Below are 23,460 nucleotides of genomic sequence, written 5' to 3'. Positions count from 1 at the left end.
TTGCACTGCAACAAAGAAAAGCCGGCAAAAGTTGGCACACGTGGCGCGTCATGCGTTGCATGGATAACATTCAAACAAAACGAGGAGGAAGCGCGATGACGCAGGCCGGACGACATCGTCGCTGGTGGTTTTCACTCTGGATCGTAATCGCATCATGTGCGCATGGCGATCTCGCCATCGGGCAGACCAACGAGACCGGAGATCTCTCATTCGAGCTGGTCGACCCGAAGGTGCTGCGCGTCTGCGCCGACCCGCGCAACCTGCCGTTCTCGAATGAGAAGGGCGAGGGCTTCGAGAACAAGCTCGCCGAGTTTCTGGCGGACAAGCTGCAGAAGAAGCTGGACTACGTGTTCTTCCCGCAGGCCGCCGGCTTCGTGCGCATGACGTTGGGTGCGCATCGCTGCGACGTCATCATGGGCTACCCGCAGGGGGACGACCTCGTGCAGGGCACCAATCCCTACTACCGCACGACCTATGCACTGGTTGCCAAAACTGGCAGCGGGCTCGAGGACGTCGACACGCTGGAGGACGCACGCCTGAAAGGTAAGCATATCGGCATCGTCGCCGGCACGCCGCCGGCGACCAATATGGCGTTGGCAGGCCTGATGGGCGACGCAAAGCCCTATCAGCTGATGATCGACACGCGCTTCGACAATTCGGCGCAGGCGATGATCGAGGACCTCACTGCTGGCAAGATCGACGCCGGCGTGCTCTGGGGACCGATGGCCGGCTATTATGCGAAGAAAGCCGGCCCCTCGCTGCACGTCACGCCGCTGGTCAAGGAGACCACCGGGTCCAAGCTGGTCTATCGCATCGGCATGGGCGTGCGACCCGCCGACCAGAACTGGAAGCGGCAGCTCAACCGGGTGATCCAGGAGAACCAGGGCGAGATCAACAAGATCCTGCTCGATTTCGGCGTGCCGCTGCTGGACGAGAACAACCGGCCGCTCGGCGCGGAGACGGCCAAGAAGGCGCCATGAGCCGGCCGCTTGCCGCTGCGTTCGTCGTTGCCTTGCTCATGGCCCCGGCGTCGGCGCAGCAGCAGGAGCCGTTCGAGCCCGAGGGATATCGTACCGACAATTATCGCGCGCCGGTGCCGGCGACGCTCGCTGGCGCGCGCGTGCTCACGACCGGCGAGGCGGAGGCGATCTGGCGTGCGAACAGCGGCACCTTCGTTGACGTCATGCCGCGCGCGCCGAAACCAAAGAACCTTCCTGTGAGCACGGTATGGCGTGACGCGCCGCGCCAGAACATTCCGGGCAGCTTCTGGCTGCCGGACACCGGCTACGGCAACTTGCCGCCCGCCATGGACGATTATCTCCAGCGCGGCCTCGCGCGCGCCTCAGGCGGCGACAAGGCCGCGCTGCTGGTGATCTATTGCCTCGCGGATTGCTGGATGTCCTGGAACGCCGCCAGGCGCGCATTGGCTTACGGCTATGCCAACGTCGCCTGGTATCCCGACGGCACCGACGGCTGGGAGCGCGCGAAGCTGCCGACGGAAGAGGCGCAGCCGGAGCCGCGGCCGGAGCAATAGTGATCAAGCGCAGGTGCGCTCCCTCGCCCCGTTCTTACGGGGTGAGGTGAAGATCCAACCTACGGCCTCTGCTTCTGCAACTTCGTCAACGTGCCCGTACCGTTGGTCTCGGTCGCAGAATAGCTCACCCTGTCGCCGGCATGGACGGCATCCAGCATCGCGGCATCTTTCGCCTTGTACTCCTGGAGCGCGCCGGCGCTGCCTGTGCTGGCGCCGACTGTGCCCTTCTGGGTCTGCTGGATCGAGATCGTGCCGTTGAGCCGATCGATCCGCGTGATCATCCCGGTCATGTCGTCAGCAAAGGCGCTGGTTGCGAGCATGCTGAGGACCGCAGCGCCCGCAAACATGATTCTTGTGGTTCCCATCGAGGCCTCCCGACGTCTTGAGTTCACGTCGACAAGCAATCATAAATCGATTTGGTTCCGGCACATAGCGCGGCGAAAGGTTAACGTTGCCGGGGCGATTGCGGGAACTTTTCGTGAGCGGTCAGCGTAACTGACGCTATTCCATTTCCTGCTGGATCACACGCCCGAGCGCGAACAGGCGCTGGTCGATCGAGGTTGGAACCTCGCAGACGAAGCGCACCACCTTGTGGCGGTCCTCGAAGATCCGGGTCTTCCAGATCAGCTCGTTGCTGAGCGCCTGGACCTTGGCCTCGTCGCGCGGTGTGGCCCCTTGCAGGGCCTGGAGCTGAATTGCCTCCTCGCGGATCTTGTCGGCGGCATCGCGCTGCTTGCGGCTGACGCGCTCGAGTCCGTTCATGACCTGGGAGCGCTGGGCGTTGAGCGTGTCGAACAGGCCGGCGAACAGCAGCTTTGCGTTCGCGGTCTTGTCGGCAGCGGAACCCGCGAGAAACTCCTTCACCAGCTTTTCCGCCTCATCCAGCGGCGTCTTGCGCGCCGCCAGTTTCGCAACGAGCGCGCTGATCCTGGCGTCGTCCTTCCATTTGTTCTGGACGTCATCGAGCGGCGGACCACCCCACACGGCCGCCAGCGAGATCTCGGGCACCTTCGCCTGGGTGCACGGCCAGTCCGGATAGCGCGGATCGGCGGCGAGCGCCGTCGTGCTCGCGACAGCGAGCACGAGTACAGAGGTGACCAGAACCCGAACAATCATCCTTCGCCTCCCGCAGGCCCGCGTCGCGCCAGCCCGCGCGAGGGATCATAGGCCAGGATCGCGCCGATCATGAAGACGATTGTGCAAGCAGCGACCACCGCCAGGGAGATCCAGTTGATCTGGCCATACAGCGCGAAGCGGATCAGCTCGACCGCATGGGTGAACGGATTGGCCTCGCACAGATAATAGAGATAGGGGCTGCCCTCCTGCACGCGCCAGAGCGGGTAGAGCGCAGAGGAGGCAAAGAACATCGGGAAGATCACGAAGTTCATGACACCGGCGAAGTTCTCCAGCTGCTTGATGCCCGACGAGATCAGCATGCCGAGCGAGCCCAGCATCAGCCCCGACAGGATCAGCGCCGGCAGCACGGTGAGATAGCCCTGGGGCGGCGGGGTGATGTCCCAGAGCCAGGCGATCAGCAGGAACGCATAGACCTGGAGCAGCGATACCGCGGTGCCCGCGAGCAGCTTGCAGAACAACAGGAACCCCCGCGGCAGCGGGCTTACCAGGAGCGTACGCATGTTGCCCATCTCACGGTCATAGACCATCGAGAGCGAGGACTGCATGCCGTTGAAGAGCTGGATCATCGCCATCAGTCCCGGCGCGATATAGACCTCGTAGAGGATGTAGGTCTCGTAGGGCGGGATGATGGAGATGCCGAGCACCTGGCGGAAGCCGGCGGCAAAGATGAACAGCCACACCAGAGGCCGCACCAGCGCCGAGACGAAGCGCTCGCGCTGATGCAGGAAGCGCAGGCCCTCGCGCCAGACGATGCCGCTGAGGCAGGTCATGTACTCGGCGAACGAGAAGCCGCGCGGCGCCTCGCGCGTTGCAATGCTGCTCATGCGCCGCCTCCCGGCATGGTTTGCGCGCCGGTCAGGCGCATGAAGGCGGTGTTGACGTCCTGCGCGCCTGTTGCGGCGATGACGCGGCTCATCGGCCCCTGCGCCAGCACCTTGCCCTGGTGCAGCACCACGAGATCGTCGCCGGGCATGATCTCGTCGAACAGGTGTGTGGCCCAGAGCACGCCGATGCCCTGCTCGGTCACGAGCTGGCGCACGTGGCTGATGATGTCGGCGCGCGCCTTGACGTCGAGACCGACGGTCGGCTCGTCGAGCAGCAAGAGGCGCGGCCGATGCAGCAGCGCGCGGGCGATCTCCAGCCGCCGCATCTGTCCGCCGGAGAGATCGCGCACCTTGCTTGCGGCGCGATCGGCAAGGCCGATGCGGCCGAGCAGCTCGGCGCTGCGCACCGATGCCTCGCGGCGGCCGATGCCGTGCAGCGCCGCGTGGTAGAGCAGGTTCTGCGTCAGCGACAGGTCGAGATCGAGCGTGCGGGGCTGGAACACGACCCCGAGCAGCCGCAGCGCCTCGCCGGGGCTCTTGCTGACGTCATGGCCGAAGATCGAGACGCGGCCGGACTGGATGCCGAACAGGCGCGTGATCAACGAGAACAGCGTGCTCTTGCCGGCGCCGTTGAGTCCCAGCAGCGCCGTGAAGCTCGCGGGCTGGACATTGAAGGACACGTCCGTCAATGCGCGCCGCGGACCATAGGCATGGCTGACGCCGTCGATCGACAACGCCGGCACCGTGGCCGCTTCGGCTCTCGGCGTCTCCTGCACTTCGGCGATCGGGGCGGGGCTGGTCATGGCGCGATCGTGACGCCCCAGGGCAGCTCGCCGACCTGAATGGTCTTGATCACCTTCTGCGCGGCGACGTCGATGACGGAGACGTCGTTCGACACACCGTTGGTGGTGAGCAAATATTTCTCGTCCGGCGTGAACGCCATGTGCCAGACCCGCTGCCCGACCAGGAGATATTTCGTCACCTTGCGCGAGGCGACGTCGACCACCGCGATGCGGTTGGCGGGGCCGAGCGCGACGAAGGCAGTTTTGTCGTCCCTGGTCATGCCGATGCCGACCGGCTGGATCGCCTCCTTCCGCAGGCCCGGGATCTCGAACGTGATTTTGCCGATCACCTCGTGCTTCTTGGGGTCGATGATCGAGACGGTGCCGCCGATCTCCGAGGACACCCAGACTTCCGACGAATCGTGCTTGTACTCGGCAAAGCGCGGCCGCGCGTCCACCAGCACGTTGGCGACGATCTGTCGCGAGGCGGTGTCGATGAAATGCGCCATGTTGGTGGTTTCTGAGGTGTTGATCAGCGTCTTGCCGTCCGGACTGATGGTCATGCCCTCCGGCTCGACACCGACCTGGATGTCGCCGAGCCGGGCGCGCTTCTCGAGATCGATCACCGTCACCGTGTTGTCGTTCTCGTTGGCGACATAGAGCATCTTGCCGGCGGCATCCTGCGCGAACAGCTCGGGGTCGGGTCCGGAGGGCAGGCTGTCCACCACGGTTTGCGTCTTGGCGTCGATCACCTGGATGGTGTCGTCGTCGCCGACCGCGACCATCACGAACTTGCCGTCGCGGGTAAGGTCGATGCCGCGCGGACGCTGGCCGACCTTGATGGTCTTGGTCACGGTCCAGCTGTCGGTATCGATCACCGAGACCGTGTTGCTCTTCTCGTTCGAGACGTAGGCGATGAACGCATGCGCGGGCGGTGCAGCGAGCGTGATCGCCACGGGTACGGCCGTCGCCAGCATGCGCAAGGTCTGTCCGCGGGCGGTCTTCACCTCCCCCGCTTGCGGGGGAGGTCGTATCGCATCGTCAGATGCGATACGGGAGAGGGCTCTCTCCTCTTGGGGGTTCTCGCGCGTGGAGACACCCTCTCCCCAACCCTCCCCCGCGCGCGGGGGAGGGGGCGAACCGTCATCATTGTCGCGGCGGCTCGATCTCATCTCACCATTGCTCACTTCAGCTTGCATTTGCTCTCCGGGCGATCGTAGCCGAGCGTGTCGAGCTCGGAGACTTGGTGCAGGAAGCCCTCCTGCGGCGACACCGACACCACCATGCGGCCGTCGACCAGGAGGATCGGCTGACGCAGCTGCAGGTTCCAGTCGCGCAAGGTCAGCCGCGTGCCCTTGAAGGCGGCGACCGAGAAATCCGGGCCCTTGATGAAATCGGTGACCTTCCTGACCTCGCCGGAGTTGGTGCGCGAGGTGGCTTCGCCGATCATGCGCACGGCCGTCCAGGCCTGCATGTCGCGTGCGGTCATCCGCCGCGAATTCAGCTTGATGAAGCGGTTTTGCATCTGGATCGCGCCCCACTGATCCTGCGATGCGTCCCAGCTGCGCGGCACGAGGCCGGCCGAGCCGGCGACTGGGCGCGGATCCCAGGTGCGATAGGGCAGATAGGCGCCGAACACCTCGCTCTCGTCGGCGGCGACCAGCACGTCATAGGCCGGCGCCTGCTGCGTGAAGACGGGGATCTGACGCTGGATCTGCGCCACGCCGCTATCGGTGCGCCGCGCACCGCCCTTGTCCTCGAAGGTCCGCTCCTGCACGATCTTGGCGCCGAACCGCGCCGCGGTGCGCCTGATAGCATCCGCGAACAGCTTGTCCTCGTCGTGCGAGCCGACCACCAGCAGCCAGCGCGACCATTTCTTCCACACCAGATATTGGCCGAGCGCATCCGCCAGCATCGCGCGCGTCGGCGCGGTGTGGATGACGTTGGCACGGCAATCGGCTTCGCGCAGCCGCTCGTCGACCGCGCCGGCGTTGAACAGCAGCGTGCCGCGGTCGCGCAAGGCGTCCGCGACCTTCAAGAGCGCATCGGCGGGCAGGTCGGCGATGATGAAGCCGTTCTTCTCGGCGAGGGCGGTCGCAGCCTGCGCCACGTCCTCGCCTTCCCTGATGCGGCGCTCCTCCAGCGTGAAGCGCTGGCCGGTGAATTTCCCGGTGGTGTTGTTGTCCTCGATGGCAAGGCGCGCGCCGGCGAGGCCGTCGTTCTCGGCGGGTTGCTCGGCCAGCGACAGCGTTGATCGAATGCCGGCGAGTCCGAGATAGCCGACGCCGATCGTGATGGGATCGGCCGCAAGCGCGCTCGTCGCGGCAAGACCAAAGCCGATCAGGCCGGCCAACCATCGGATCATGTTTCCTCCAGACGATCTCCCCGGCTTGACCGCCGGTGAAGAATTGTCTCTGCTTCAAGCATGACCAATTTGTCAGGCCATGCAACCCCGCATTTCGTCCCCGCGCGCGCGAAGCCGGGCATCACGATCATGCGAGCATTGTTGGCGATTCCAGCTTTGCTGTTGACGGGCTCGGCCGCGCTCGCCGACCCGCCGAAGCTCGCGGTGTTCGATTTCGAGCTGGTCGACACCAGCCTGCCCGGCGAGTTCTACGGCTCCAAGCCGGAAGAGGCGCGGCTCGTGCGCATCAGCGAGCAGCTGCGCAAGGAGCTGGCAGAGTCGGGCAAGTTCCAGGTGCTCGACATCGCGCCGGTACGGGAGGCCGCCCGTCGCGCGAACCTGCAGGCCTGCGGCGGCTGCGACCTCAAGCTCGCCGGCCAGCTCGGCGCCGATCTGGAGATCACCGGCCTCGTGCAAAAGGTCTCGAACCTGATCATCAATCTCAACATCTATCTGCGTGACGTGAAGACCGGCAACATGATCACGGTCGCCAGCGCCGACATGCGCGGCAACACGGATGAATCCTGGTCGCGCACGATGAGCTATCTCATCCGCAACCGCCTGCTGGCGTCGAATTACGGCAAGCGGGAGTAGATCTTTCTCTCCGCGATTCGGGAATTGTAGGGTGGGCAAAGGCGCACTTGCGCCGTGCCCACGATCAATCAATGCTTCGAGAGAAATCGTGGGCACGCTTCGCTTTGCCCATCCTACGATACTGCGGTCGCGGAGAGACACCCCTCATCAAAACGAGACAAGGAAGGAAGATCACCCCTTCAGCTTCTCCGCATGCCAGTGCAGGTGATCGCTCATGAAGGTCGAGATGAAGTAATAGCTGTGGTCGTAGCCCGCCTGGCGACGCAGCGTCAGGGGGATGCCCGCTTTGGTGCAGGCGGCTTCGAGCAGCTCGGGCCTCAGCTGCTCCTTCAGGAAATTATCGGCCTCGGCGACGTCGACGAGGAAGCCGGAGAACTTGGCACCGTCCTCGATCAGCGCCACCGTGTCGTGGTTGCGCCAGGCCTCCTTGTTCGGTCCGAGATAGCCGGTCAGCGCCTTGATGCCCCAGGGCACGAGCGAGGGCGCCACGATCGGGGCAAAGGCGCTGGCTGCGCGAAAGCGGTGCGGGTTGCGCAGCGCCACCGTCAGCGCGCCGTGGCCGCCCATCGAATGTCCCATCACCGATTGCCGCCTGGCATCGACCGGAAAGCTCTCCGCAACCAGCTTCGGCAGCTCGTCCGTGACGTAGCTCCACATGCGATAATTGCGCGCGAACGGTTCTTGCGTGGCGTCCACATAGAAGCCGGCGCCGAGGCCGAAATCGTAGGCATTGTTGGCGTCGCCCGGCACGTCGGGCCCGCGCGGGGAGGTGTCGGGCGCGACGAAGATCAGGCCAAGCTCGGCGCAGGCCTTGCGGAATTCGCCTTTCTCGGTGACGTTGGCATGCGTGCACGTGAGGCCCGAGAGGTACCAGACCACGGGCAGCTTGGCACCGTCCACATGCGGTGGGATATAGACCGAGAACACCATGTCGGTTCCGGTCGCCTGGCTGGCATGGCGATAGACGCCCTGCACACCGCCGTAGGATTTGTTGGTCGAGACAGTCTGAATCGTCATGCCTAAGAGCTCCGTGGCATCTCACCACATCAAGATTGCAACGCTTGTGTGACCGAATTGGTGGCGAGGTCAGGCGACACCGCTGTCGATCGCCAGCCGCACCAGCTCCACCGAGGTCTTCACCCCGAGCTTCTGACGCATGATGGACGAGGTATTGGCCACCGTCTTGTAGGACGATTGCACCAGCCACGCGATCTCGGACAGGCTCTTGCCGGCGCTGAGCAGCCGCAGAATCTCCATCTCGCGCGCGCTCAGCTTCGAGAGCGGGTTTTGCGCCAGCGTCGGTCCGGCGAAGGCGATGCTGCGCGCGATCGCGGTCGGAAGATAGGTGCCGCCGCTTCCGACGGCGCGGATCGCCTCGACGAGGTCGTCGGGGTCGCCGGTCTTGGAGACGTAGCCCTTGGCGCCGCACTCGATCGCACGCGCGGCGAAGGCGGGGTCGTCATTCATGCTGAACATGATGATGCGGGCCTCGGGCGCGCGCTCGAGGATGCGGCGCGCGAGCTCGAAGCCGGAGACGGTCGGCAGATTGATGTCGATGATGCAGAGGTCGGGACGTTCGACGATGAAGACGCACTCGCCGTCCTCGGCGTCGGCGGCTTCCAGGATTTCGATCTCGCCTTCGTCGGCCAGCACGGCACGGCAGCCGGAGGCGACGATGGGATGATCGTCGACGATCAGAATGCGCATAGGCGTTCCCCGCGACAGCCCGTTCCCTTGGAGCTTGCCTGTTCTGCGCCGCACGAGGCTGACCAGACAAGACGCGCGTCTCGTGTCGCCTCATGCAACCCGGCCGGGATTGCTGTACGCTTCCGATTAGATATCGGGCGGTTCGCCTCTGTCAACGTCGTCGGACAGGCGTGGCAAACCCTTCGCGAGGCACGAGCGAGACCAATGTGGCAGAATCTTTCCTTGCGCGGGCGCATCAATCTCTTGCTGGCGCTGCTGCTGGCGCTGGGGCTCGCGGTCAATATCGGCCGGCAGATCGCCGAGGCCGGCCCGCGCGTCCAGGCCGAGGACCAGAGCGTGATCCGCCTCGCGCGCGAATTCATCGAGATGATCGTTGCCGATCTCAACGAGGCACCCGATCCTGATGCCAGGCTGAACCAGATCGCCCGCGATCTCAGCCGCCTGCGGCATGTCAGCATCGCGCTGCACGATTCCGGTGGGAACCCGCTGACGCCCCGCCGGCTTGGCTCCGACGTCGACACGCGTGCCCCGCCGGCCTGGTTCGTCAGCCTGGTTCATCCCGAGCAGACCGCGGTCAGCGTGCCGGTCTCGATCCGCGGCAAACCCGGCTCGCTCGTGATCACCTCGCATCCCGACGACGAGATCGCCGAGATCTGGGACGGTATCGTGACCCAGCTCGAGGTCGGCTCGGTGATCGCGCTCGCGCTGTTCTTCCTGATGATGAAGGTGGTCGGCCGTGCTCTGGCACCGCTGCAGTCGCTGGCGGACGCCATGGGGAAGCTCGAAAGCGGACATTACGAGGCCCGTGTCGCGCCGGGCGGCGCGCCGGAGCTCGCGGCGATCTGCACCAGGCTCAACCATCTTGCCGCGACGCTTGGTGAAGCGGTCGAGGACAAGCGGCGCCTTGCCGAGCGCGCGGTGTCGCTGCAGGACATCGAGCGCAAGGAGATCGCGCGCGAATTGCATGACGAGTTCGGGCCCTATCTGTTCTCGCTGCGCGCACATGCGAGCGCGCTGGCGAAGCAGGCGGACGGGCGCGAGCCGAGTGCCGATGCCGTGCGAAAACATGGCAGCGCCATGCTGGAGCAGATCAATGCACTCCAGCAGTTCAATCGCCGCGTGCTGGAGCGTCTTCGGCCCGTGGGCCTTGCCGAGCTCGGCCTGCGTCAGGCGCTCGAATCGCTGTCGCGGCTGTGGCGGGAGTCGCGTCCCGACGTTGCGATCGAGACTTCCATCTCGCCGGCGCTGGGCCCAACCGGCGAGACCGCCGATCTCACCATCTACCGCATCGTGCAGGAGGCGCTCACCAACGTGTTCCGCCACGCCGGCGCGACCTCGGTCAGTGTCGTCATCGAGCCGGTCGAGCAGGCCGGCGGCCGCTGCTGCGCCCGGGTGCGGGTCAGCGACAACGGCCGCGGCATGGAGCCGGGGCAGAAGCTCGGCTTCGGCCTCGTCGGCATGCGCGAGCGGATCCTGGCGCTCGGCGGCACGCTCAATGTGGTCTCCGGTGAGGGCGGTGTGACGGTTGAAGCGCTGGTGCCCACAGCGGCAACCTGATCGTACCGGAAGCGATCGGGAAAAATTCCCGATTTTGTCGGGAAAATGGGTGCGGATAGGGTCCGACCTTTTGTGGCTGGCGTCCCCATTGCGGCCGAATAAACTCGCCTCGACCAATCGGCGGAACATCAAAACAGCCGGTGGTCACGGATGGGAAGGCGGGGATGGGCAGGGTTGTTTCGTTCAGGCGTGCTTTGCTGATGGCTTCGGTGTCGACCGGGCTGGTATCGGGCTTGGTCTATGCGACCCCTGCCGGGGCCGCGCCGGACGAGGAGACCAACGTCCAGAACCTGCCCCCGGTCGAAGTGACCGCACCACCTTCGGCAGCGCGGCGCGCGGCGCCGTCGCGACCTGTTGCGCGCGTGGGGGCGCCGGGATCGGCCGCGCCGAGGACACGGCTCTACGTCTTTCCGACCTCGCCGGGCATCGGCCGAGGTCTCGATGTCGACAAGGTCCCGTCGGCGATCAATGCCGTCGATGCCAACCAGATCAGGCGCACCGGTTCGCTGAACGTCACGGACGCGCTGCGCGACAACATCGCCGGCGTCAACATCAGCGAAGTCACCGGCAATCCGTTCCAGCCGGATGTCGAATTCCGCGGCTTCGTCGCTTCGCCCGTGACGGGCACGCCGCAGGGGCTTGCCGTGTACCAGAACGGTGTCCGCATCAACGAGGCATTCTCGGACGCCGTCAATTGGGACCTGATCCCCACCGCCGCGATCAGGTCGGTGACGCTGGTGACCAACAACCCGGCCTTCGGCCTCAATGCGCTCGGCGGCGCGATCAACCTGCAGATGAAGGACGGCTTCACCTATCAGGGCGCCGAGCTCGACCTCATGGGTGGATCGTTCGGCCGCATTCAGGGCTCGGCGCAATGGGGCAAGCAGGTCGACCAGAACTATGCCGTCTACGGTGCGCTCGAAGGACTGCGCGACAACGGCTTCCGTAATTTTTCCCAATCGACGGTGCGGCGCTTCTACGGCGATGTCGGCTACAGGGCCGGCGACAGCGAATTCCACGTCAATATGGGCGTGGCCAAGAACGATTTCGGCGCCAGCGCCACCGTCCCGGCCGAGCTGCTCGACAGATATTGGGGCGCAACATACACCACGCCGCAAACCACCTCCAATCGCGTCGGCTATCTCAACCTGACCGGCAAGGTCGACGCGACGCCGACCTGGACGCTCGAAGGCACCGCGCGTGTGCGCAGGTACGAGCAGAAGGTGGTCGACGGCAACCCGACCGACGTGGAGGAGTGCGCTGCAGATCCGGCGCTGCTCTGCTTTGGCGACGACACCTCACCCGCCTACGGTGGGGGCGGCGTGCAGCTTGCCAACCCGTTTGCGCCGGGAACGATCCTAGGCGCGATCGACCGCGGCTCGATCCGTTCGACCACCTTTGGCGTGTCGGGGCAGGCCACCAACACCGACCAGTTGTTCGGCCATGACAACCGCTTCGTGGTGGGCGCGACCTATGACGCCAGCGTCACGCGCTACAACGCCTCCTCCGAAATCGGCTCGATGGGAGAGAACTACGTCGTCAGCGGCAGCGGCGTTTTCCTGGGACCGACTCCTGTGGCGGACCCCGTCGCCGGCCCGGTCTCGCTGCGGACCGTCAATCAGTATAACGGCCTCTACGCGATGGATACTTTCAACGTCACGGATGCCTTCGCGATCACGGGCGGCGGCCGCTTCAACCTGGCGCGGATCACGTTGGAAGATCAGCTCGGGACCGCGCTCAACGGCGATCACACATTCGCGCGTTTCAATCCAATCATCGGCGGCACCTACAGGGTCACGCCGGAATTGACCGCTTATGCTGGTTATTCGGAGGCCAACCGCGTGCCGACGCCGCTCGAACTCGGCTGCTCCGATCCCGCCAGGCCTTGTCTCATCGCAGCCTTCCTGGTTTCGGATCCACCGTTGAAGCAGGTCGTCTCCAAGACCTTGGAGGCCGGTTTTCGTGGCACCAAGGAATTGAACATCGGCACGCTGGGATGGAAGATCGGCGGCTTTCGCGCCACCAACCACGACGACATCATGGCGGTGCCGGTCGTTGGGCGGACTGGTTTCGGCTATTTTTCGAACGTAGGCCGCACGCGGCGGCAAGGGCTCGAAGCCGAAGTCAACATCAAGTCGCCCACGCTGCAGTTCCAGGCGAGCTACGCCTTCGTCGATGCGCGCTTCCTGGATCCGCTCGAGCTCGGCTCGGAAAGCCCGTTTGCCGATGACATCTCCGAGACCATCCAGGTCAGGCCCGGAAACCAGATCCCGGCAGTCCCGCGCCACCGCGTCAAGGTCGGCGTCGACTATGCCGTGACCGACGTCTGGAAGGTCGGCGGCAACGCGCTGTTCGTCTCCAGCCAGTATCTGGTCGGCGACGAGTCGAACCAGTTCGCGAAGCTGCCGTCCTACACGGTGTTCAATCTCCACACCTCCTATCAGGTCGCGAAGAACGTCCAGCTCTACGGCCGCGTCGACAACATCTTCGACAAGCGTTACGTGACCTACGGCCAGTTCTTCGACCGCGACGCCTTGCCCAACTTCACCAATGGCGGCGCGGATTTCACCGACCCGCGCTCGCTGAGCCCGGCACGGCCGCGCGCGTTCTATGCGGGGTTGAGGGTGACGTTCTAGATTTTCACTCCACCTTCACCCGCTCGAGCGGTGCCGCAGCGACGCTCGCCTGCTCCCGGCCTTTGGCCGCACTCGCGCGGTGGCGTCGCTGCACCAGATATTGATCGCCGAGCACGCCAACCAGGATCACCGTTCCCATCACCGCAAAATTGAGCGAGCTCGGAATGCCCAGCAGGTTGACGAGATTCTGCAGCACCTGGAGCAGCACGGTGCCGAGCACGACGCCGATGATCGAGCCTTCGCCGCCGCGCAAGGAGCAGCCGCCGAGCACGGCGGCGGCAATGGCGTAGAGCTCGTAGAACGAGCCGTGCACCGCCGGCGAAATCGAACGGGTGTACATCGCGATCAGGATCGCCGAAAACGCAGTCAGCCCGCCACAGATGACATAGGCCGAGATGATCACGCGGTTGGTGCGAATGCCGGAATAGCGTGCCGCTTCCTCGTTCTTGCCGACGGCAAAGAGATAACGGCCGAACACCGAGCGGTGAAGCACCACCCAGGCGATCACCGCCACCACGGCGAGCGCAACCACGCTGTGCGGCAGCGGGAACCCGAGCACGTTGGTGCGGCCGGCGGCCAGCCATTCCAGCATCGGAAAGCTCGCGCCGAAGCCGAAGCCCGCCGTCGCGTCCTCGGTGTAATAGCGCGCCGCGCCGCGGTAGATCAGGAGGCCGCACAGCGTGACCACGAAAGCCTGGATCCGCATCCTGGTCACCAGCGTGCCATGAATGAGGCCGATCACGAGCCCGGCCGCGACGATCATCGCGAGGGCTACGACCCAGTTGACGTCGTGATTGACGATCAGGTCGATGAACAGGACGCCGAGCAGTGCGATCACCGAACCCACCGACAGCTCGATCCCGCCGATGATGATGATGAAGGCTTCGGCGATGGAGAAGATGCCGAACAACCCGATCTGGTTGGCGGTGTTCGAGAGATTGCCGACGTACAGGAATCTCGGATTGATCAGGGCGACAACGGTCCCGACCACCAGAATCAGAACGAGAAGGCTCAGGTCTTTCTTGCTCAAGGTCCCTCCGCCGTGATTGTGTGGCCAACGGCAAGCTGCAGCACATTGTGCTCACTGAACTGGCTGCGATCAAGGAAGCCCGAGATCGCGCCTTCATGCATCACCGCGAGCCGGTCGCTGACCCCGATCACCTCCTCCATGTCGCTGGAGATCATCAGGATCGCCACCCCGGCATCGGTCAGGCGGCGCAGCATGCCGTAGATTTCCTGCTTGGCTCCGACGTCGACTCCGCGCGTCGGCTCGTCGACGATCAGGACCTTCGGCCGCATCGACAGCCATTTGGCGAGCACGACCTTCTGCTGATTGCCTCCCGACAGCGAGCCGACGGCGGTCTTGACGTCCGGCGCGCGGATCTTGAGGCGCTCCCGCTGACGCACCGCGTTCTCGTTCTCGCGCTCGGTATCCACCAGCCAGAAGCGCATATAGGACGCCAGATCCGGCAGCGAGATGTTTTCGGTGATCGAGACGTCGAGCAACAGGCCGGCGCCCTTGCGGTCCTCCGGAACGAGATAGATGCCTTGCTCGATGGCGGCACGCGGGCTTGCGATGCGGATCGGCTCGCCGTCGAGCCGTATCGTGCCGCCACGCAGTGGGTCGATGCCGAAGACGGCGCGGGCGAGCTCGGTGCGGCCGGACCCGACGAGACCGGCAAGTCCGAGGATCTCGCCGCGGCGGACCGACAGGCTCACGGCGCGGCCGGGATAGGTGTCGGTGACGGCATCGACGATCTCCAGCACGCTGTCGCCGGGCGGCGCGGCCGGCGGAACGTAGAGCGATTTCAGGTCGCGGCCGATCATCAAGCGGATCATCGCCGCCGGAGAGAGCTCCGCACGCGTCAGCGCGCCGACAACGCGACCGTCGCGCAGCACGACCGCGCGGTCGGCGCACTGCATCACCTCGTTGAGCCGATGCGTGATGAAGATGATGCTGACGCCGTGGGCTTTCAGGCCGGCCACGGTGCGCATCAGGCGGTCCGTCTCGGCGAGCGTCAGGCTCGAGGTCGGCTCGTCCATGATGACGAGACGAGCGTCGAGCGAAAGCGCCTTCATGATCTCGACCAGCTGGCGCTGCGCCAGCGACAGTTCGGCGAGCGGCGCATCGGCCGCGAAATCGCAGCCCAGCCGCTCCAGCAGCGGCGCGACATCGGCATACATCCGTTTGCGGTCGATCAGCCGCAAGGGTCCGCCGTGCACGGGCTCGCGGCCGATGAAGACGTTGCCGGCCACATCGAGATTGTCGAACAGGTTCAGTTCCTGATGGACGAAGGCGATGCCCGCCTTGATCGCATCTGCCACGGTGAGCGAAGATCGCGCGGCGCCGTCGACACGAATGAAGCCGCCGCTGGGCTCCACGACCCCGCCGAGCACGCGCATCAGCGTCGACTTGCCGGCGCCGTTCTCGCCGATCAGCGCAACGACCTCGCCGGGCGACACCTGGAGACCGACGTGGTCGAGGGCGACCACGCCTGGATAGCTCTTGCTGATGTCGACCAGTTCGAGGAATGGTTCTGGCATGGCAGGCTGCGCGGGGGGCAGCGCGGATCTCTCCTATTTCTTCAGCATCTGCTTCATCGAGGCCATGAACTCGTCGACATTGGCCTTTTCGATGACCTTGCCGGGCACGATGATGATGCCGTTGGCCGGAATGCCGGCCTTGTTGCCGCCGATGTAGTTCGCCATCAGCTTCATGCCCTGATAGCCCCATTCGAACGGCTGCTGCACCACCGTGCCGACGATGCTGCCTTCCTTGACGCCGCCGAGCGTGATCGGATCCTCGTCGAAGCCGATGATCTTGATCTTGCCGAGCTTGCCGGCCTCCTTGAGCACCTCGTAGATCCGCGGCGTGTTGTAGGAGTAGAAGCCGACGAGACAGCTCACATCGGGCATGGCGGCGAGGATGTCCTCGACGTTGCGCTTGGCGCGGGTCTGGTCGATCTCGTCGCCGCGAACGTCGACGAGCTCGACCTTCGAGCCTTTGAGCGTCTCCTTGACGCCTTCGATGCGCTCGCGTGCGTTGTCGGCGCCGGGCAGGCCGACGAAGCCGACGCATTTGCCGCCGTTCGGCAGCGCCTTGACCATCAGCTTTCCTGCCTCCTTGCCGAGGTCGGTGTTGGAGGAGCCGATATAGGCCACGCGCTTGGATTTCGGCGCGTCGCTGTCGGTGGTGAACAGGACGGTCTGGGACGCAACCTTGTTGAGATGCTCGGTCTGGTTCTTCGGATCGACCGCGCTGACCATGATGCCGGCGGCACCGGCGGCGACGAGGTCGTCCATCACGCGCTGCTGCACGGCGGCCGCAGCCTGTTCCGGATATTTGAACTGGAGCTCGTAGTTGGGCAGCTCGCCCTGCGCCTTCTTCATCCCGGCCTCGGCGATCTTCCAGAAGTCGGACGCGCCATTGACGACGAAGGCCAGAACCTTCTTGTCCGCCGCATCGGCCGGGCCGACACCCGCTGCAACCGCGAAGGCAACAGACACACCTGCAAGCAAGAGACGCTGCATATCATTCCTCCCCTAAGGCGGTCGGCCCTTTTTGATGGCCAACTCTGCTTGAGCCCGGATTGGGCGCATGCCTCACCCCCAGCGGCACGGCAATCAGCCGCTACCCGCATCGTTGCGGCAGAGGCGGGTCACCGACCCGGCCGGCGAGGTGAAATGAGGCACGTACCTCAAGCTAGCAGAAGCCCGCCGCGCACGCAATTGGAAGCAACGGTCTGGACGTCAACCGCCGCGCTCAGGCTGGTGCAGCCGGTGCTGCGGCAACCTTTTCGGGCAATCCGCAACCCGGCCGCGGCTTTAACCAACTGGAAACCATCGCAAATGATCTGAAAATTGTAACGAAACTCTCCGGCCGTGTCCGCGTCGGTTCGCCGGAGGGCAAGTCTGATGACAGAGCGCCAGTTGAGAGAGCAGGAATTCCAGATTGCGCGGTACCGGCATCTGGAGCGCGAGGTGACCGATCCGCTAGCAGCGTGTCTGCTTCACAGCATCATCGAGGAGCTCGAGGCCGAGCTGCGCAAGCAAAGACCGGATTGGCACGGGCCCGGTCATTAACCGTTTGTTGGCGCTAATGATGGCAATTGTCGCCGTGGGAATACTAGGGGAGGCTGCTCCCATGCTGAAGGACGGCACCTACGCGGCGTGGTACAAGACGCCGATCGACCAGGGTACCGGGATCGTCCATGTCGCAGACGGCCAGATCTGGGGCCGTGACAGCCTGATGACCTATCACGGCACCTGCCAGATCGATGGAGATCACTTCACCGCAACCGTATTGACGAAGCGTCACACCGACGGACGCGCCACCGTGTTCGGCAACGATGATGAGTTGACGTTGACGATCGAGGGAAGCTGCCCTGGCAAGATCGCGACCTACACCGCGACGGCACCTCAGGCGCCGGGCATGATCCTCCACGGAACGCTCATCCTCACGGAACAACAGCCGCCCGCACCTGAACCACCAGGGCAGATGCCGGCATTCAACCCCGACAAGCTGCCGAAATTGAAGCGCTCGCGCTGATCATCGCGACGAAATCGCACGTCGTCTCGACTGGCCGCCGGCCGGCTCCGAATCCAGCTCATCTGCGGCGCTTCGTCATTTTTCCTCCGGCCATCCCCGGGCGAGTATCGCCGCCTGTTGCAAGGTGATGCTTCGGACCAGCGGATCCGCATGGCGGTGCACGAGTTGCCAATCCGTGCCGTCCTTGCGGTAGACTTCGGTCACGCGCAGCGACCAGTCTTGAGCCGGCAACCCGCCCACCTCGGCGCGCTGGCGCTCGACCATGACGAGAGCGACGAGCGCGTCGGATGCATAGGTTTGCAAAACCTCAAGTTCGGTTTCGCCTTCCCTGAAGTATCGGGAGAGGGCAGCCAGACGCTGGGGACTAGCGTCGAATCCCCGACTTGTAGGCCCGCCAAAGGGCTGCATCAGCGTGAAATCGGGCGCGATGCGGACAAGCTGGGACCAGCGGTCCACATCGCCACGCATGAAGGCGGCATTCTTCTCGCGGGCGCGTTCGACGAGGCCCGCTATCGCGTCGCTTCCCGCGGCCGCATCGGCCGAAAGCTGACCGGATAGGGGAATTGCTGCGGTAGCGGCCATCATCGAGCGCCGCGATATCTTTTCCTGCTCGCATGGCCACCTGTTCAGCCCGGACGGTTTGTTGGTCATTTCTCAGCTCCTGATCGAACGACGAGCCCCATGCATGAAGCCTTGATCCCAATGAATCCAGCGATATGATTTCAGCAACATGCTGAACCAAATTGATTTATCCAGGATCGACCTCAATCTCCTCGTGCTCTTCCGTGTGGTTTTGGAGGAGCGCCATGTGGCGCGCGCAGCCGCTCGGTTGAGCCTGACACCGTCGGCGGTCAGCCATGCGCTCGGCCGGCTCCGGCTTCTGCTGAACGATCCGCTGTTTCTGCGGACCCCGAAGGGCGTCGTTCCAACGGCACGGGCCTTGGAGCTAGGGGAGCCGGTGGCTGAGATCATCGCGCGCGTCGAACAGCTGTTCGGCTCGGCTACGCCGTTCGACCCCGAAAAGAGCAGCCGCAGGTTCACCATTGGCGCACCCGATGCGGTGCTGGTCTCGGCTACCGGTCCGCTGTTGCGGTCGATCGCAGCTGCCGCGCCGCACATTGACATCGGGTTGATCCACCTGATGCCCGCGCCGCGCGACGGCGCGACCGGAGAGCCTTGGCAGCAATGCCTCGACATGCTGGAAAGACGCGAGCTGGACGTCGCAATGTTGCCGCTGCCTTCGGTATCACCGCGGTTCGAAGCGCGCAGCCTCTATGAGGAGGAGTTTGTGCTGGCCATGCGCAAGGGACATCGCTTGTCAAAAGCGCCAACCCATGCGGCCTTCGCGCAATCGCAACATCTGCTGGTCTCTCTCAGTGGTGAACCGCGCGGTTTCGTCGACGACATGTTGGCTAAGCGCGGCCTCCAACGCCGCATCGCGTTAACGGTCCCGAATTTCATGATGGCGCTTGCCCAGCTTTCCGGGTCTGACCTGATCGCAGCCTTGCCGCGCCGATTGGTGGAGCACCACGCGCGCCGTTTCGGCTTGGTGTTCGTCGAGCTGCCTTTTGCGCGCAAACCGGACACGATCCGGGCCATCGCAACCAAGGCGGCGATGAGAGACGCCGGCATTGAGTGGCTGATGCAGGTCTTGGTCGGTTCAATCGGAGCAAGTCAACGCTAGAATCCACCCGCTTCTCAAATCGCCCGGAACTGTTCATTGTGCCGGCCCGAAACGAAAAGAAGTGGAGCAGCATCAATGACGGAGGGGGTCTCGCGCCGCCGGTTTGCCAAGCTGGCGGGATTGTCCGCAGCCGGGATTGCGAGTCCCCTTGTCGTCGAAGCCAAGCCGGCTCGGCCGCCGCGCAATGCAGGCGGTTTTCCGGCGGGCTTTCTCTGGGGCACGGCGACCTCGTCCTATCAGGTCGAGGGCGCGGTCGAGGAGGACGGGCGAGGGGCCTCGATCTGGGACAAGTTCGTCCGCATCCCCGGCAAGATCGAGGACGGCACCACCGGCGACCGCGCCAACGAGCACTATCACCGCTACAAGGAGGACATCGCCTTAATCAAGGAACTCGGCTGCAAGGCCTATCGCTTCTCGGTGGCCTGGCCACGGCTGTTTCCGGAGGGCGACGGCAAGCCCAATCCGAAGGGGCTCGACTTCTACAATCGTCTCGTCGACGAGCTCCTGAAGAACGGCATCGAGCCGTGGCTGACCCTTTATCATTGGGATCTGCCCCAATCGCTCGAGGACCGGTTCGGCGGCTGGCGTTCGACCGAGACCTGCAAGATCTTCGGCGACTACGCGGCCTATGTCGCAAAGCACCTCACCGACCGCGTCAGGAACGTGTTCACGTTGAACGAGAGCGGGCGCTTCGTCTATTTCGGTTACGGCGTCGGCATCGACGCGCCGGGCTTGAAGCTGCCGCAAGCCGATGTCAACCAGATCAGGCACAACAGCGCGCTGGCGCACGGGCTCGCAGTGCAGGCGGTGCGCGCCCATGGCCGCCGCGGCACCAGGGTGGGGCCGGCGGAGAACATCGATGCCTGCGCGCCTGCGTTCGACACGCCGGAAAACGTGCGCGCCGCGGAGATCGCGCTGCGCGAGATGAATGCCGGCTATCTCAACGTCATCATGACGGGCCGCTATACCGACGCCTTCCTCAAATACGCCGGATCCAACGCGCCGAAATACACCGATGCGGAGCTCAAGATCATCTCTTCGCCGGTCGATTTTCTCGGTCTCAACATCTACGCGCCGCAGAACTACATCGTGGCCTCCGACCAGGGCGCGGGCTTCAAGCCGCTGCCGATCCCGAAATCGTTCCCGCACATGAATTCGGACTGGCTGCGCGTCGGGCCCGAGACGATCTACTGGGTGCCGAAGCTGGCGGCGAAGATCTGGAAGACGGACGCGATCTATATCAGCGAGAACGGCACCTCCGGCGACGATGTGGTGTCGCCCGACGGCAAGATCTACGACACCGATCGCATCATGTATCTGCGCAACTATCTCGCCCAGCTCCAGCGCGCCACCGACGAAGGCGTGCCGGTGCGCGGCTATTTCCTCTGGAGTCTGATGGACAATTTCGAGTGGGTGTATGGCCTCAACAAGCGTTTCGGGCTGTACCACGTCAATTTCGACACCCAGGTCCGCACGGCAAAGCTCAGCGCCAGCTTCTACCGCAACGTGATCGCCAAGAACGCGGCGGGGGCGTAGCGGCTGGCTCGGTGTTTTCGCCTCTCGCCGCCTGCGGGGAGAGGCCAGAATTTGCGCCAGCAAATTCCGGGTGAGGGGGCTCTCCGCGAGTCCATCTGCTACTGAGTTTGCGGAAGCTCCCCCTCACCCGGATTTTCCGCTGCGCGTAAAATCCGGCCTCTCCCCGCACGCGGGGAGAGGCGAAGAAGGCAGCGCGCATTGACTCGCCAGTCCCTCTGATTCACAACGCTCACACACGCATAAACAAGAGGACGACGCCAATGCCTGACGCGCTGATCATTGATGCCTGCCGCACGCCGCGGGGCATCGGCAAGGCCGGCAAGGGAGCCCTGTCGGGCATTCATCCGCAGCAGCTCGGGGCGACCGTGCTGCGCGCACTCGCCGACCGCACCGGCATCGATACCTCCGATGTCGACGACATCGTCTGGGGCTGCAGCGCGCAGGTGGCAACGCAAGGCGGCGATCTCGGCCGCATGTCGGCGCTCGATGCCGGCTACGACGTGCGTGCCAGCGCGGTGACGCTGGATCGTTTTTGCGGAAGCGGCATCACCAGCGTCAACATGGCGGCAAGCTCGATCATGGCCGGTGCCGAGGATCTCGTCATCGCCGGCGGCTGCGAGATGATGTCGATGGAGGGACGCCGCGGCGGCGGTCCGATGATGATGGATAGCGGCAATCTGCGCTTGCGGGCACGGCATCCGCAATCGCATCAGGGCGTCTGCGCCGATGCGATCGCGACGCTGGAAGGCATCACCCGAACGGACGTCGACGCGCTCGGGCTGGAGAGCCAGAAGCGCGCCGCGCATGCGATCGCGAACGGCCACTTCAAGAAGAGCCTCGTGCCTGTTCACCGCGAGGACGGCAGTCTGGCGCTGGATCATGAAGAATACCCGCGGCCGCAGACCACGATGGAAGGCCTCAGCAGCCTGAAGCCGGCATTTCCCGCCGTCGCGGACTACGCGCTCGACGACAAGGGCACGACCTATCGCGGCCTGATCCTGCAAAAGTACCCTGATCTGAAGATCGACTTCGTGCATCACGCCGGCAACTCCTCCGGCGTCGTCGACGGCGCTGCCGCGATCCTGCTGGCCTCGCCCGCTTACGCCAAGGCGCATGGCCTTAAAGCCCGGGCCCGCGTGGTCGCGATGGCCAACATGGGGGACTCGCCGACCCTCATGCTGAACGCACCGGTGCCGGCAACGCGCAAGGTGCTGGCCAAGGCGGGCCTCACAATCGACGACATCGACCTGTTCGAGATCAACGAGGCCTTCGCCGTGGTGGCGGAAAAATATATCCGCGACCTCAAGCTCGACCGGGCCAAGGTCAACGTCAACGGCGGTTCGATCGCGCTCGGCCATCCCATCGGCGCCACCGGCTCGATCCTGATCGGCACCGTGCTCGACGAGCTCGAACGGCGCGATCTCAAGCGCGGTCTCGTCACCATGTGCGCCGCCGGCGGCATGGCGCCGGCCATCATCATCGAGCGCGTTTAGCTTGTTTACCTCGCCCCGCTTGCGGGGAGAGGTCGGATTGCATCGAAGATGCAATCCGGGTGAGGGGGACTCTCCGAGCACTGAACTCTCACCGTCTTTGCTGAAGCGGCCCCTCACCCCGACCCTCCCAGCGCGAGCAAAGCTCGTCGCGCCCCCGTAAGAACGGGGAGAGGGAGAGGATCTGCAAATGCGGCTGCTGCGCGATCCAATCCTTATTTTTCAGGGTGAAACACGCGCCTCCTTTCACAAAGGGGCCGGTCGTCGCTTGTCGAAGGCGGCGAATCAGTTCTAGCAAGATGTCGTGCGGGCCTTTGAAACAAGGCAAAAGCCGCTGCCCGAGGCTTCCTCCGCTCCGGAAGTAGCTAAAAAGCAGGGTTTTTTGTCACAGCAGGCCAGAAAAGCCCGTAATTTCGCGACAAAACTGTGCAGAAGGCTATAGGCCTTCAACGGTTGGTCTAATATGCAACCGGCAACGAATCAGAGGAGACACGATGCCGACCCAGATGTCCAAATCGCAATTGATCGAAAAGATTGCGACCGCCACCGAGCTTTCCAAGCGTGACGTCAAGAACGTCATGGAGACGCTGACCGACGTCGGCCACAAGGAGCTCAAGAAGAACGGCCTGTTCCTGGTGCCGGGCTTCGCCAAGTTCGTGGTCATCAAGAAGCCCGCGACCAAGGGCGCGCAAGGGCACCAACCCGTTCACGGGTGAAGAGATGATGTTCAAGGCCAAGCCGGCCCGGAAGATCGTCCGCGCCCGCCCGGTCAAGGCCGCCAAGGACGCCGTGGGCTAACAACGCAAAGGCCCCCTCGAACGAGGGGGCCTTTTGTCTGGGGCTGCCGCGAGGGTTCGAGACGGAGGGCTCAACCCTTGCGGCGCTTCACTCGGACCGTAACAGGCTGAAGCCGCGGCTCGCGTCCTGCGAGCCCATCGCGAATCCGGTCGATCGCGCGATCGAGCAATTGGCGCAGCCGCTGCGTCTTCCGCGACCGCTTCGCTCTTTCCAGCAGTTTCTTCATCG

Annotated in this window: 23 protein-coding genes and 1 pseudogene; 11 read left to right on the top strand and 13 right to left on the bottom strand. The window is 64.4% G+C overall.

Annotation, left to right across the window (positions count from 1 at the left end):
- Positions 1-95 precede the first annotated feature (95 nt).
- Both ACVWYQ_RS12120 and ACVWYQ_RS12115 read left to right on the top strand, forming a co-directional pair.
- A complete protein-coding gene (locus ACVWYQ_RS12120; protein WP_198399754.1) occupies positions 96-980 on the top strand; it encodes a substrate-binding domain-containing protein in 885 nt (294 codons plus the stop codon).
- Entirely contained in the window at positions 977-1,534 is a 558-nt protein-coding gene (locus ACVWYQ_RS12115; RefSeq protein ID WP_456725652.1) for a PQQ-dependent catabolism-associated CXXCW motif protein, read from the top strand. Before ACVWYQ_RS12120 ends, ACVWYQ_RS12115 begins: the two co-directional genes overlap by 4 nt.
- Before the next feature lie 59 nt (positions 1,535-1,593).
- Here ACVWYQ_RS12115 and ACVWYQ_RS12110 read toward each other — a convergent pair whose 3' ends face one another.
- The 6 genes from ACVWYQ_RS12110 to ACVWYQ_RS12085 all read right to left on the bottom strand — a co-directional run bounded on the left by ACVWYQ_RS12110 (position 1,594) and on the right by ACVWYQ_RS12085 (position 6,642).
- Entirely contained in the window at positions 1,594-1,899 is a 306-nt protein-coding gene (locus tag ACVWYQ_RS12110; protein WP_157283926.1) for a copper-binding protein, read from the bottom strand.
- A gap of 136 nt (positions 1,900-2,035) precedes the next feature.
- A complete protein-coding gene (locus ACVWYQ_RS12105; RefSeq protein ID WP_157283924.1) occupies positions 2,036-2,650 on the bottom strand; it encodes a hypothetical protein in 615 nt (204 codons plus the stop codon).
- The gene (locus tag ACVWYQ_RS12100; protein ID WP_157283922.1) at positions 2,647-3,495 is read right to left on the bottom strand and encodes an ABC transporter permease; all 849 of its coding nucleotides are present in this window, start codon (positions 3,493-3,495) and stop codon (positions 2,647-2,649) included. The genes ACVWYQ_RS12105 and ACVWYQ_RS12100 overlap by 4 nt, the downstream gene beginning before the upstream one ends.
- Positions 3,492-4,298, bottom strand: a complete 807-nt coding sequence (locus ACVWYQ_RS12095; RefSeq protein ID WP_271544140.1) for an ABC transporter ATP-binding protein — start codon at positions 4,296-4,298, stop codon at positions 3,492-3,494. The genes ACVWYQ_RS12100 and ACVWYQ_RS12095 overlap by 4 nt, the downstream gene beginning before the upstream one ends.
- Entirely contained in the window at positions 4,295-5,254 is a 960-nt protein-coding gene (locus ACVWYQ_RS12090) for a YVTN family beta-propeller repeat protein (RefSeq protein WP_271544309.1), read from the bottom strand. The genes ACVWYQ_RS12095 and ACVWYQ_RS12090 overlap by 4 nt, the downstream gene beginning before the upstream one ends.
- A gap of 206 nt (positions 5,255-5,460) precedes the next feature.
- A complete protein-coding gene (locus tag ACVWYQ_RS12085; protein ID WP_157283916.1) occupies positions 5,461-6,642 on the bottom strand; it encodes an ABC transporter substrate-binding protein in 1,182 nt (393 codons plus the stop codon).
- Positions 6,643-6,702: 60 nt separating this feature from the next.
- Here ACVWYQ_RS12085 and ACVWYQ_RS12080 point away from each other — a divergent pair, with 60 nt between their 5' ends.
- Positions 6,703-7,275: a DUF3280 domain-containing protein gene (locus tag ACVWYQ_RS12080; RefSeq protein WP_157283914.1), complete on the top strand. Its 573-nt coding sequence runs from the start codon at positions 6,703-6,705 to the stop codon at positions 7,273-7,275.
- Between the two features lie 171 nt (positions 7,276-7,446).
- On the opposite strand, the gene fghA is transcribed toward ACVWYQ_RS12080, so the two are convergent.
- Positions 7,447-8,292 carry an S-formylglutathione hydrolase gene (gene fghA, locus ACVWYQ_RS12075; protein WP_456725651.1) on the bottom strand — a complete coding sequence of 282 codons (846 nt, stop codon included), beginning with the start codon at positions 8,290-8,292 and terminating at the stop codon, positions 7,447-7,449.
- Between the two features lie 69 nt (positions 8,293-8,361).
- Positions 8,362-8,982 (bottom strand): response regulator, encoded by a 621-nt coding sequence (locus ACVWYQ_RS12070; protein ID WP_456725650.1) that lies wholly within the window; start codon positions 8,980-8,982, stop codon positions 8,362-8,364.
- Positions 8,983-9,186: 204 nt separating this feature from the next.
- Between ACVWYQ_RS12070 and ACVWYQ_RS12065 the strand changes: the two genes are divergently transcribed.
- Both ACVWYQ_RS12065 and ACVWYQ_RS12060 read left to right on the top strand, forming a co-directional pair.
- Positions 9,187-10,539 (top strand): histidine kinase, encoded by a 1,353-nt coding sequence (locus ACVWYQ_RS12065; RefSeq protein ID WP_271544146.1) that lies wholly within the window; start codon positions 9,187-9,189, stop codon positions 10,537-10,539.
- Between the two features lie 164 nt (positions 10,540-10,703).
- The gene (locus tag ACVWYQ_RS12060) at positions 10,704-13,175 is read left to right on the top strand and encodes a TonB-dependent receptor (RefSeq protein ID WP_404539293.1); all 2,472 of its coding nucleotides are present in this window, start codon (positions 10,704-10,706) and stop codon (positions 13,173-13,175) included.
- 4 nt (positions 13,176-13,179) lie between these two features.
- Here the strand turns inward: ACVWYQ_RS12060 and ACVWYQ_RS12055 are convergent, their stop codons facing one another.
- Genes ACVWYQ_RS12055 through ACVWYQ_RS12045 form a run of 3 tightly spaced genes read right to left on the bottom strand, consistent with a single transcriptional unit; the run spans position 13,180 to position 16,706 of the window.
- On the bottom strand, positions 13,180-14,205 hold the full coding sequence (locus tag ACVWYQ_RS12055; protein WP_271544150.1) for an ABC transporter permease: 1,026 nt from the start codon (positions 14,203-14,205) through the stop codon (positions 13,180-13,182).
- Positions 14,202-15,719: a sugar ABC transporter ATP-binding protein gene (locus ACVWYQ_RS12050; protein ID WP_271544152.1), complete on the bottom strand. Its 1,518-nt coding sequence runs from the start codon at positions 15,717-15,719 to the stop codon at positions 14,202-14,204. Before ACVWYQ_RS12050 ends, ACVWYQ_RS12055 begins: the two co-directional genes overlap by 4 nt.
- A 33-nt stretch (positions 15,720-15,752) precedes the next feature.
- Positions 15,753-16,706, bottom strand: a complete 954-nt coding sequence (locus ACVWYQ_RS12045; RefSeq protein WP_404539298.1) for a sugar-binding protein — start codon at positions 16,704-16,706, stop codon at positions 15,753-15,755.
- 384 nt (positions 16,707-17,090) lie between these two features.
- Here ACVWYQ_RS12045 and ACVWYQ_RS12040 point away from each other — a divergent pair, with 384 nt between their 5' ends.
- Entirely contained in the window at positions 17,091-17,258 is a 168-nt protein-coding gene (locus tag ACVWYQ_RS12040) for a hypothetical protein (RefSeq protein ID WP_271544156.1), read from the top strand.
- A 61-nt stretch (positions 17,259-17,319) separates the two neighbouring features.
- Entirely contained in the window at positions 17,320-17,724 is a 405-nt protein-coding gene (locus ACVWYQ_RS12035) for a hypothetical protein (RefSeq protein WP_271544158.1), read from the top strand.
- Positions 17,725-17,799: 75 nt separating this feature from the next.
- Here ACVWYQ_RS12035 and ACVWYQ_RS12030 read toward each other — a convergent pair whose 3' ends face one another.
- Entirely contained in the window at positions 17,800-18,375 is a 576-nt protein-coding gene (locus ACVWYQ_RS12030; protein WP_271544160.1) for a YybH family protein, read from the bottom strand.
- 79 nt (positions 18,376-18,454) lie between these two features.
- Between ACVWYQ_RS12030 and ACVWYQ_RS12025 the strand changes: the two genes are divergently transcribed.
- From ACVWYQ_RS12025 to ACVWYQ_RS12010, 4 genes and pseudogenes are all read left to right on the top strand, one after another.
- Positions 18,455-19,408, top strand: a complete 954-nt coding sequence (locus ACVWYQ_RS12025; protein ID WP_404539302.1) for a LysR family transcriptional regulator — start codon at positions 18,455-18,457, stop codon at positions 19,406-19,408.
- Positions 19,409-19,483: 75 nt separating this feature from the next.
- Positions 19,484-20,944 (top strand): GH1 family beta-glucosidase, encoded by a 1,461-nt coding sequence (locus ACVWYQ_RS12020; protein WP_404539305.1) that lies wholly within the window; start codon positions 19,484-19,486, stop codon positions 20,942-20,944.
- 260 nt (positions 20,945-21,204) lie between these two features.
- Positions 21,205-22,437, top strand: coding sequence for an acetyl-CoA C-acetyltransferase (locus tag ACVWYQ_RS12015; protein ID WP_404539307.1), 1,233 nt, complete (start codon positions 21,205-21,207; stop codon positions 22,435-22,437).
- A 491-nt stretch (positions 22,438-22,928) separates the two neighbouring features.
- A pseudogene (locus tag ACVWYQ_RS12010) lies at positions 22,929-23,232 on the top strand (HU family DNA-binding protein).
- 70 nt (positions 23,233-23,302) lie between these two features.
- Here the strand turns inward: ACVWYQ_RS12010 and ACVWYQ_RS12005 are convergent.
- Positions 23,303-23,458: a hypothetical protein gene (locus tag ACVWYQ_RS12005; RefSeq protein WP_404539310.1), complete on the bottom strand. Its 156-nt coding sequence runs from the start codon at positions 23,456-23,458 to the stop codon at positions 23,303-23,305.
- Positions 23,459-23,460 lie beyond the last annotated feature (2 nt).

It is taken from the genome of Bradyrhizobium sp. USDA 3397 (assembly GCF_054060965.1).
The sequence above is the reverse complement of the archived record's forward strand: the minus strand, read 5'-3'. Positions and strand labels throughout refer to the sequence as shown.

What these genes read in the sequence shown, in the direction of transcription:
- ACVWYQ_RS12120 (WP_198399754.1), top strand. Translation starts at nt 96, where the DNA reads ATGACGCAGGCCGGACGACATCGTCGCTGGTGGTTTTCACTCTGGATC.
- ACVWYQ_RS12115 (WP_456725652.1), top strand. Translation starts at nt 977, where the DNA reads ATGAGCCGGCCGCTTGCCGCTGCGTTCGTCGTTGCCTTGCTCATGGCC.
- ACVWYQ_RS12110 (WP_157283926.1), bottom strand. Translation starts at nt 1,899, where the DNA reads ATGGGAACCACAAGAATCATGTTTGCGGGCGCTGCGGTCCTCAGCATG.
- ACVWYQ_RS12105 (WP_157283924.1), bottom strand. Translation starts at nt 2,650, where the DNA reads ATGATTGTTCGGGTTCTGGTCACCTCTGTACTCGTGCTCGCTGTCGCG.
- ACVWYQ_RS12100 (WP_157283922.1), bottom strand. Translation starts at nt 3,495, where the DNA reads ATGAGCAGCATTGCAACGCGCGAGGCGCCGCGCGGCTTCTCGTTCGCC.
- ACVWYQ_RS12095 (WP_271544140.1), bottom strand. Translation starts at nt 4,298, where the DNA reads ATGACCAGCCCCGCCCCGATCGCCGAAGTGCAGGAGACGCCGAGAGCC.
- ACVWYQ_RS12090 (WP_271544309.1), bottom strand. Translation starts at nt 5,254, where the DNA reads ATGCTGGCGACGGCCGTACCCGTGGCGATCACGCTCGCTGCACCGCCC.
- ACVWYQ_RS12085 (WP_157283916.1), bottom strand. Translation starts at nt 6,642, where the DNA reads ATGATCCGATGGTTGGCCGGCCTGATCGGCTTTGGTCTTGCCGCGACG.
- ACVWYQ_RS12080 (WP_157283914.1), top strand. Translation starts at nt 6,703, where the DNA reads ATGACCAATTTGTCAGGCCATGCAACCCCGCATTTCGTCCCCGCGCGC.
- fghA (WP_456725651.1), bottom strand. Translation starts at nt 8,292, where the DNA reads ATGACGATTCAGACTGTCTCGACCAACAAATCCTACGGCGGTGTGCAG.
- ACVWYQ_RS12070 (WP_456725650.1), bottom strand. Translation starts at nt 8,982, where the DNA reads ATGCGCATTCTGATCGTCGACGATCATCCCATCGTCGCCTCCGGCTGC.
- ACVWYQ_RS12065 (WP_271544146.1), top strand. Translation starts at nt 9,187, where the DNA reads ATGTGGCAGAATCTTTCCTTGCGCGGGCGCATCAATCTCTTGCTGGCG.
- ACVWYQ_RS12060 (WP_404539293.1), top strand. Translation starts at nt 10,704, where the DNA reads ATGGGCAGGGTTGTTTCGTTCAGGCGTGCTTTGCTGATGGCTTCGGTG.
- ACVWYQ_RS12050 (WP_271544152.1), bottom strand. Translation starts at nt 15,719, where the DNA reads ATGCCAGAACCATTCCTCGAACTGGTCGACATCAGCAAGAGCTATCCA.
- ACVWYQ_RS12045 (WP_404539298.1), bottom strand. Translation starts at nt 16,706, where the DNA reads ATGCAGCGTCTCTTGCTTGCAGGTGTGTCTGTTGCCTTCGCGGTTGCA.
- ACVWYQ_RS12040 (WP_271544156.1), top strand. Translation starts at nt 17,091, where the DNA reads ATGACAGAGCGCCAGTTGAGAGAGCAGGAATTCCAGATTGCGCGGTAC.
- ACVWYQ_RS12035 (WP_271544158.1), top strand. Translation starts at nt 17,320, where the DNA reads ATGCTGAAGGACGGCACCTACGCGGCGTGGTACAAGACGCCGATCGAC.
- ACVWYQ_RS12030 (WP_271544160.1), bottom strand. Translation starts at nt 18,375, where the DNA reads ATGACCAACAAACCGTCCGGGCTGAACAGGTGGCCATGCGAGCAGGAA.
- ACVWYQ_RS12025 (WP_404539302.1), top strand. Translation starts at nt 18,455, where the DNA reads ATGCTGAACCAAATTGATTTATCCAGGATCGACCTCAATCTCCTCGTG.
- ACVWYQ_RS12020 (WP_404539305.1), top strand. Translation starts at nt 19,484, where the DNA reads ATGACGGAGGGGGTCTCGCGCCGCCGGTTTGCCAAGCTGGCGGGATTG.
- ACVWYQ_RS12015 (WP_404539307.1), top strand. Translation starts at nt 21,205, where the DNA reads ATGCCTGACGCGCTGATCATTGATGCCTGCCGCACGCCGCGGGGCATC.
- ACVWYQ_RS12005 (WP_404539310.1), bottom strand. Translation starts at nt 23,458, where the DNA reads ATGAAGAAACTGCTGGAAAGAGCGAAGCGGTCGCGGAAGACGCAGCGG.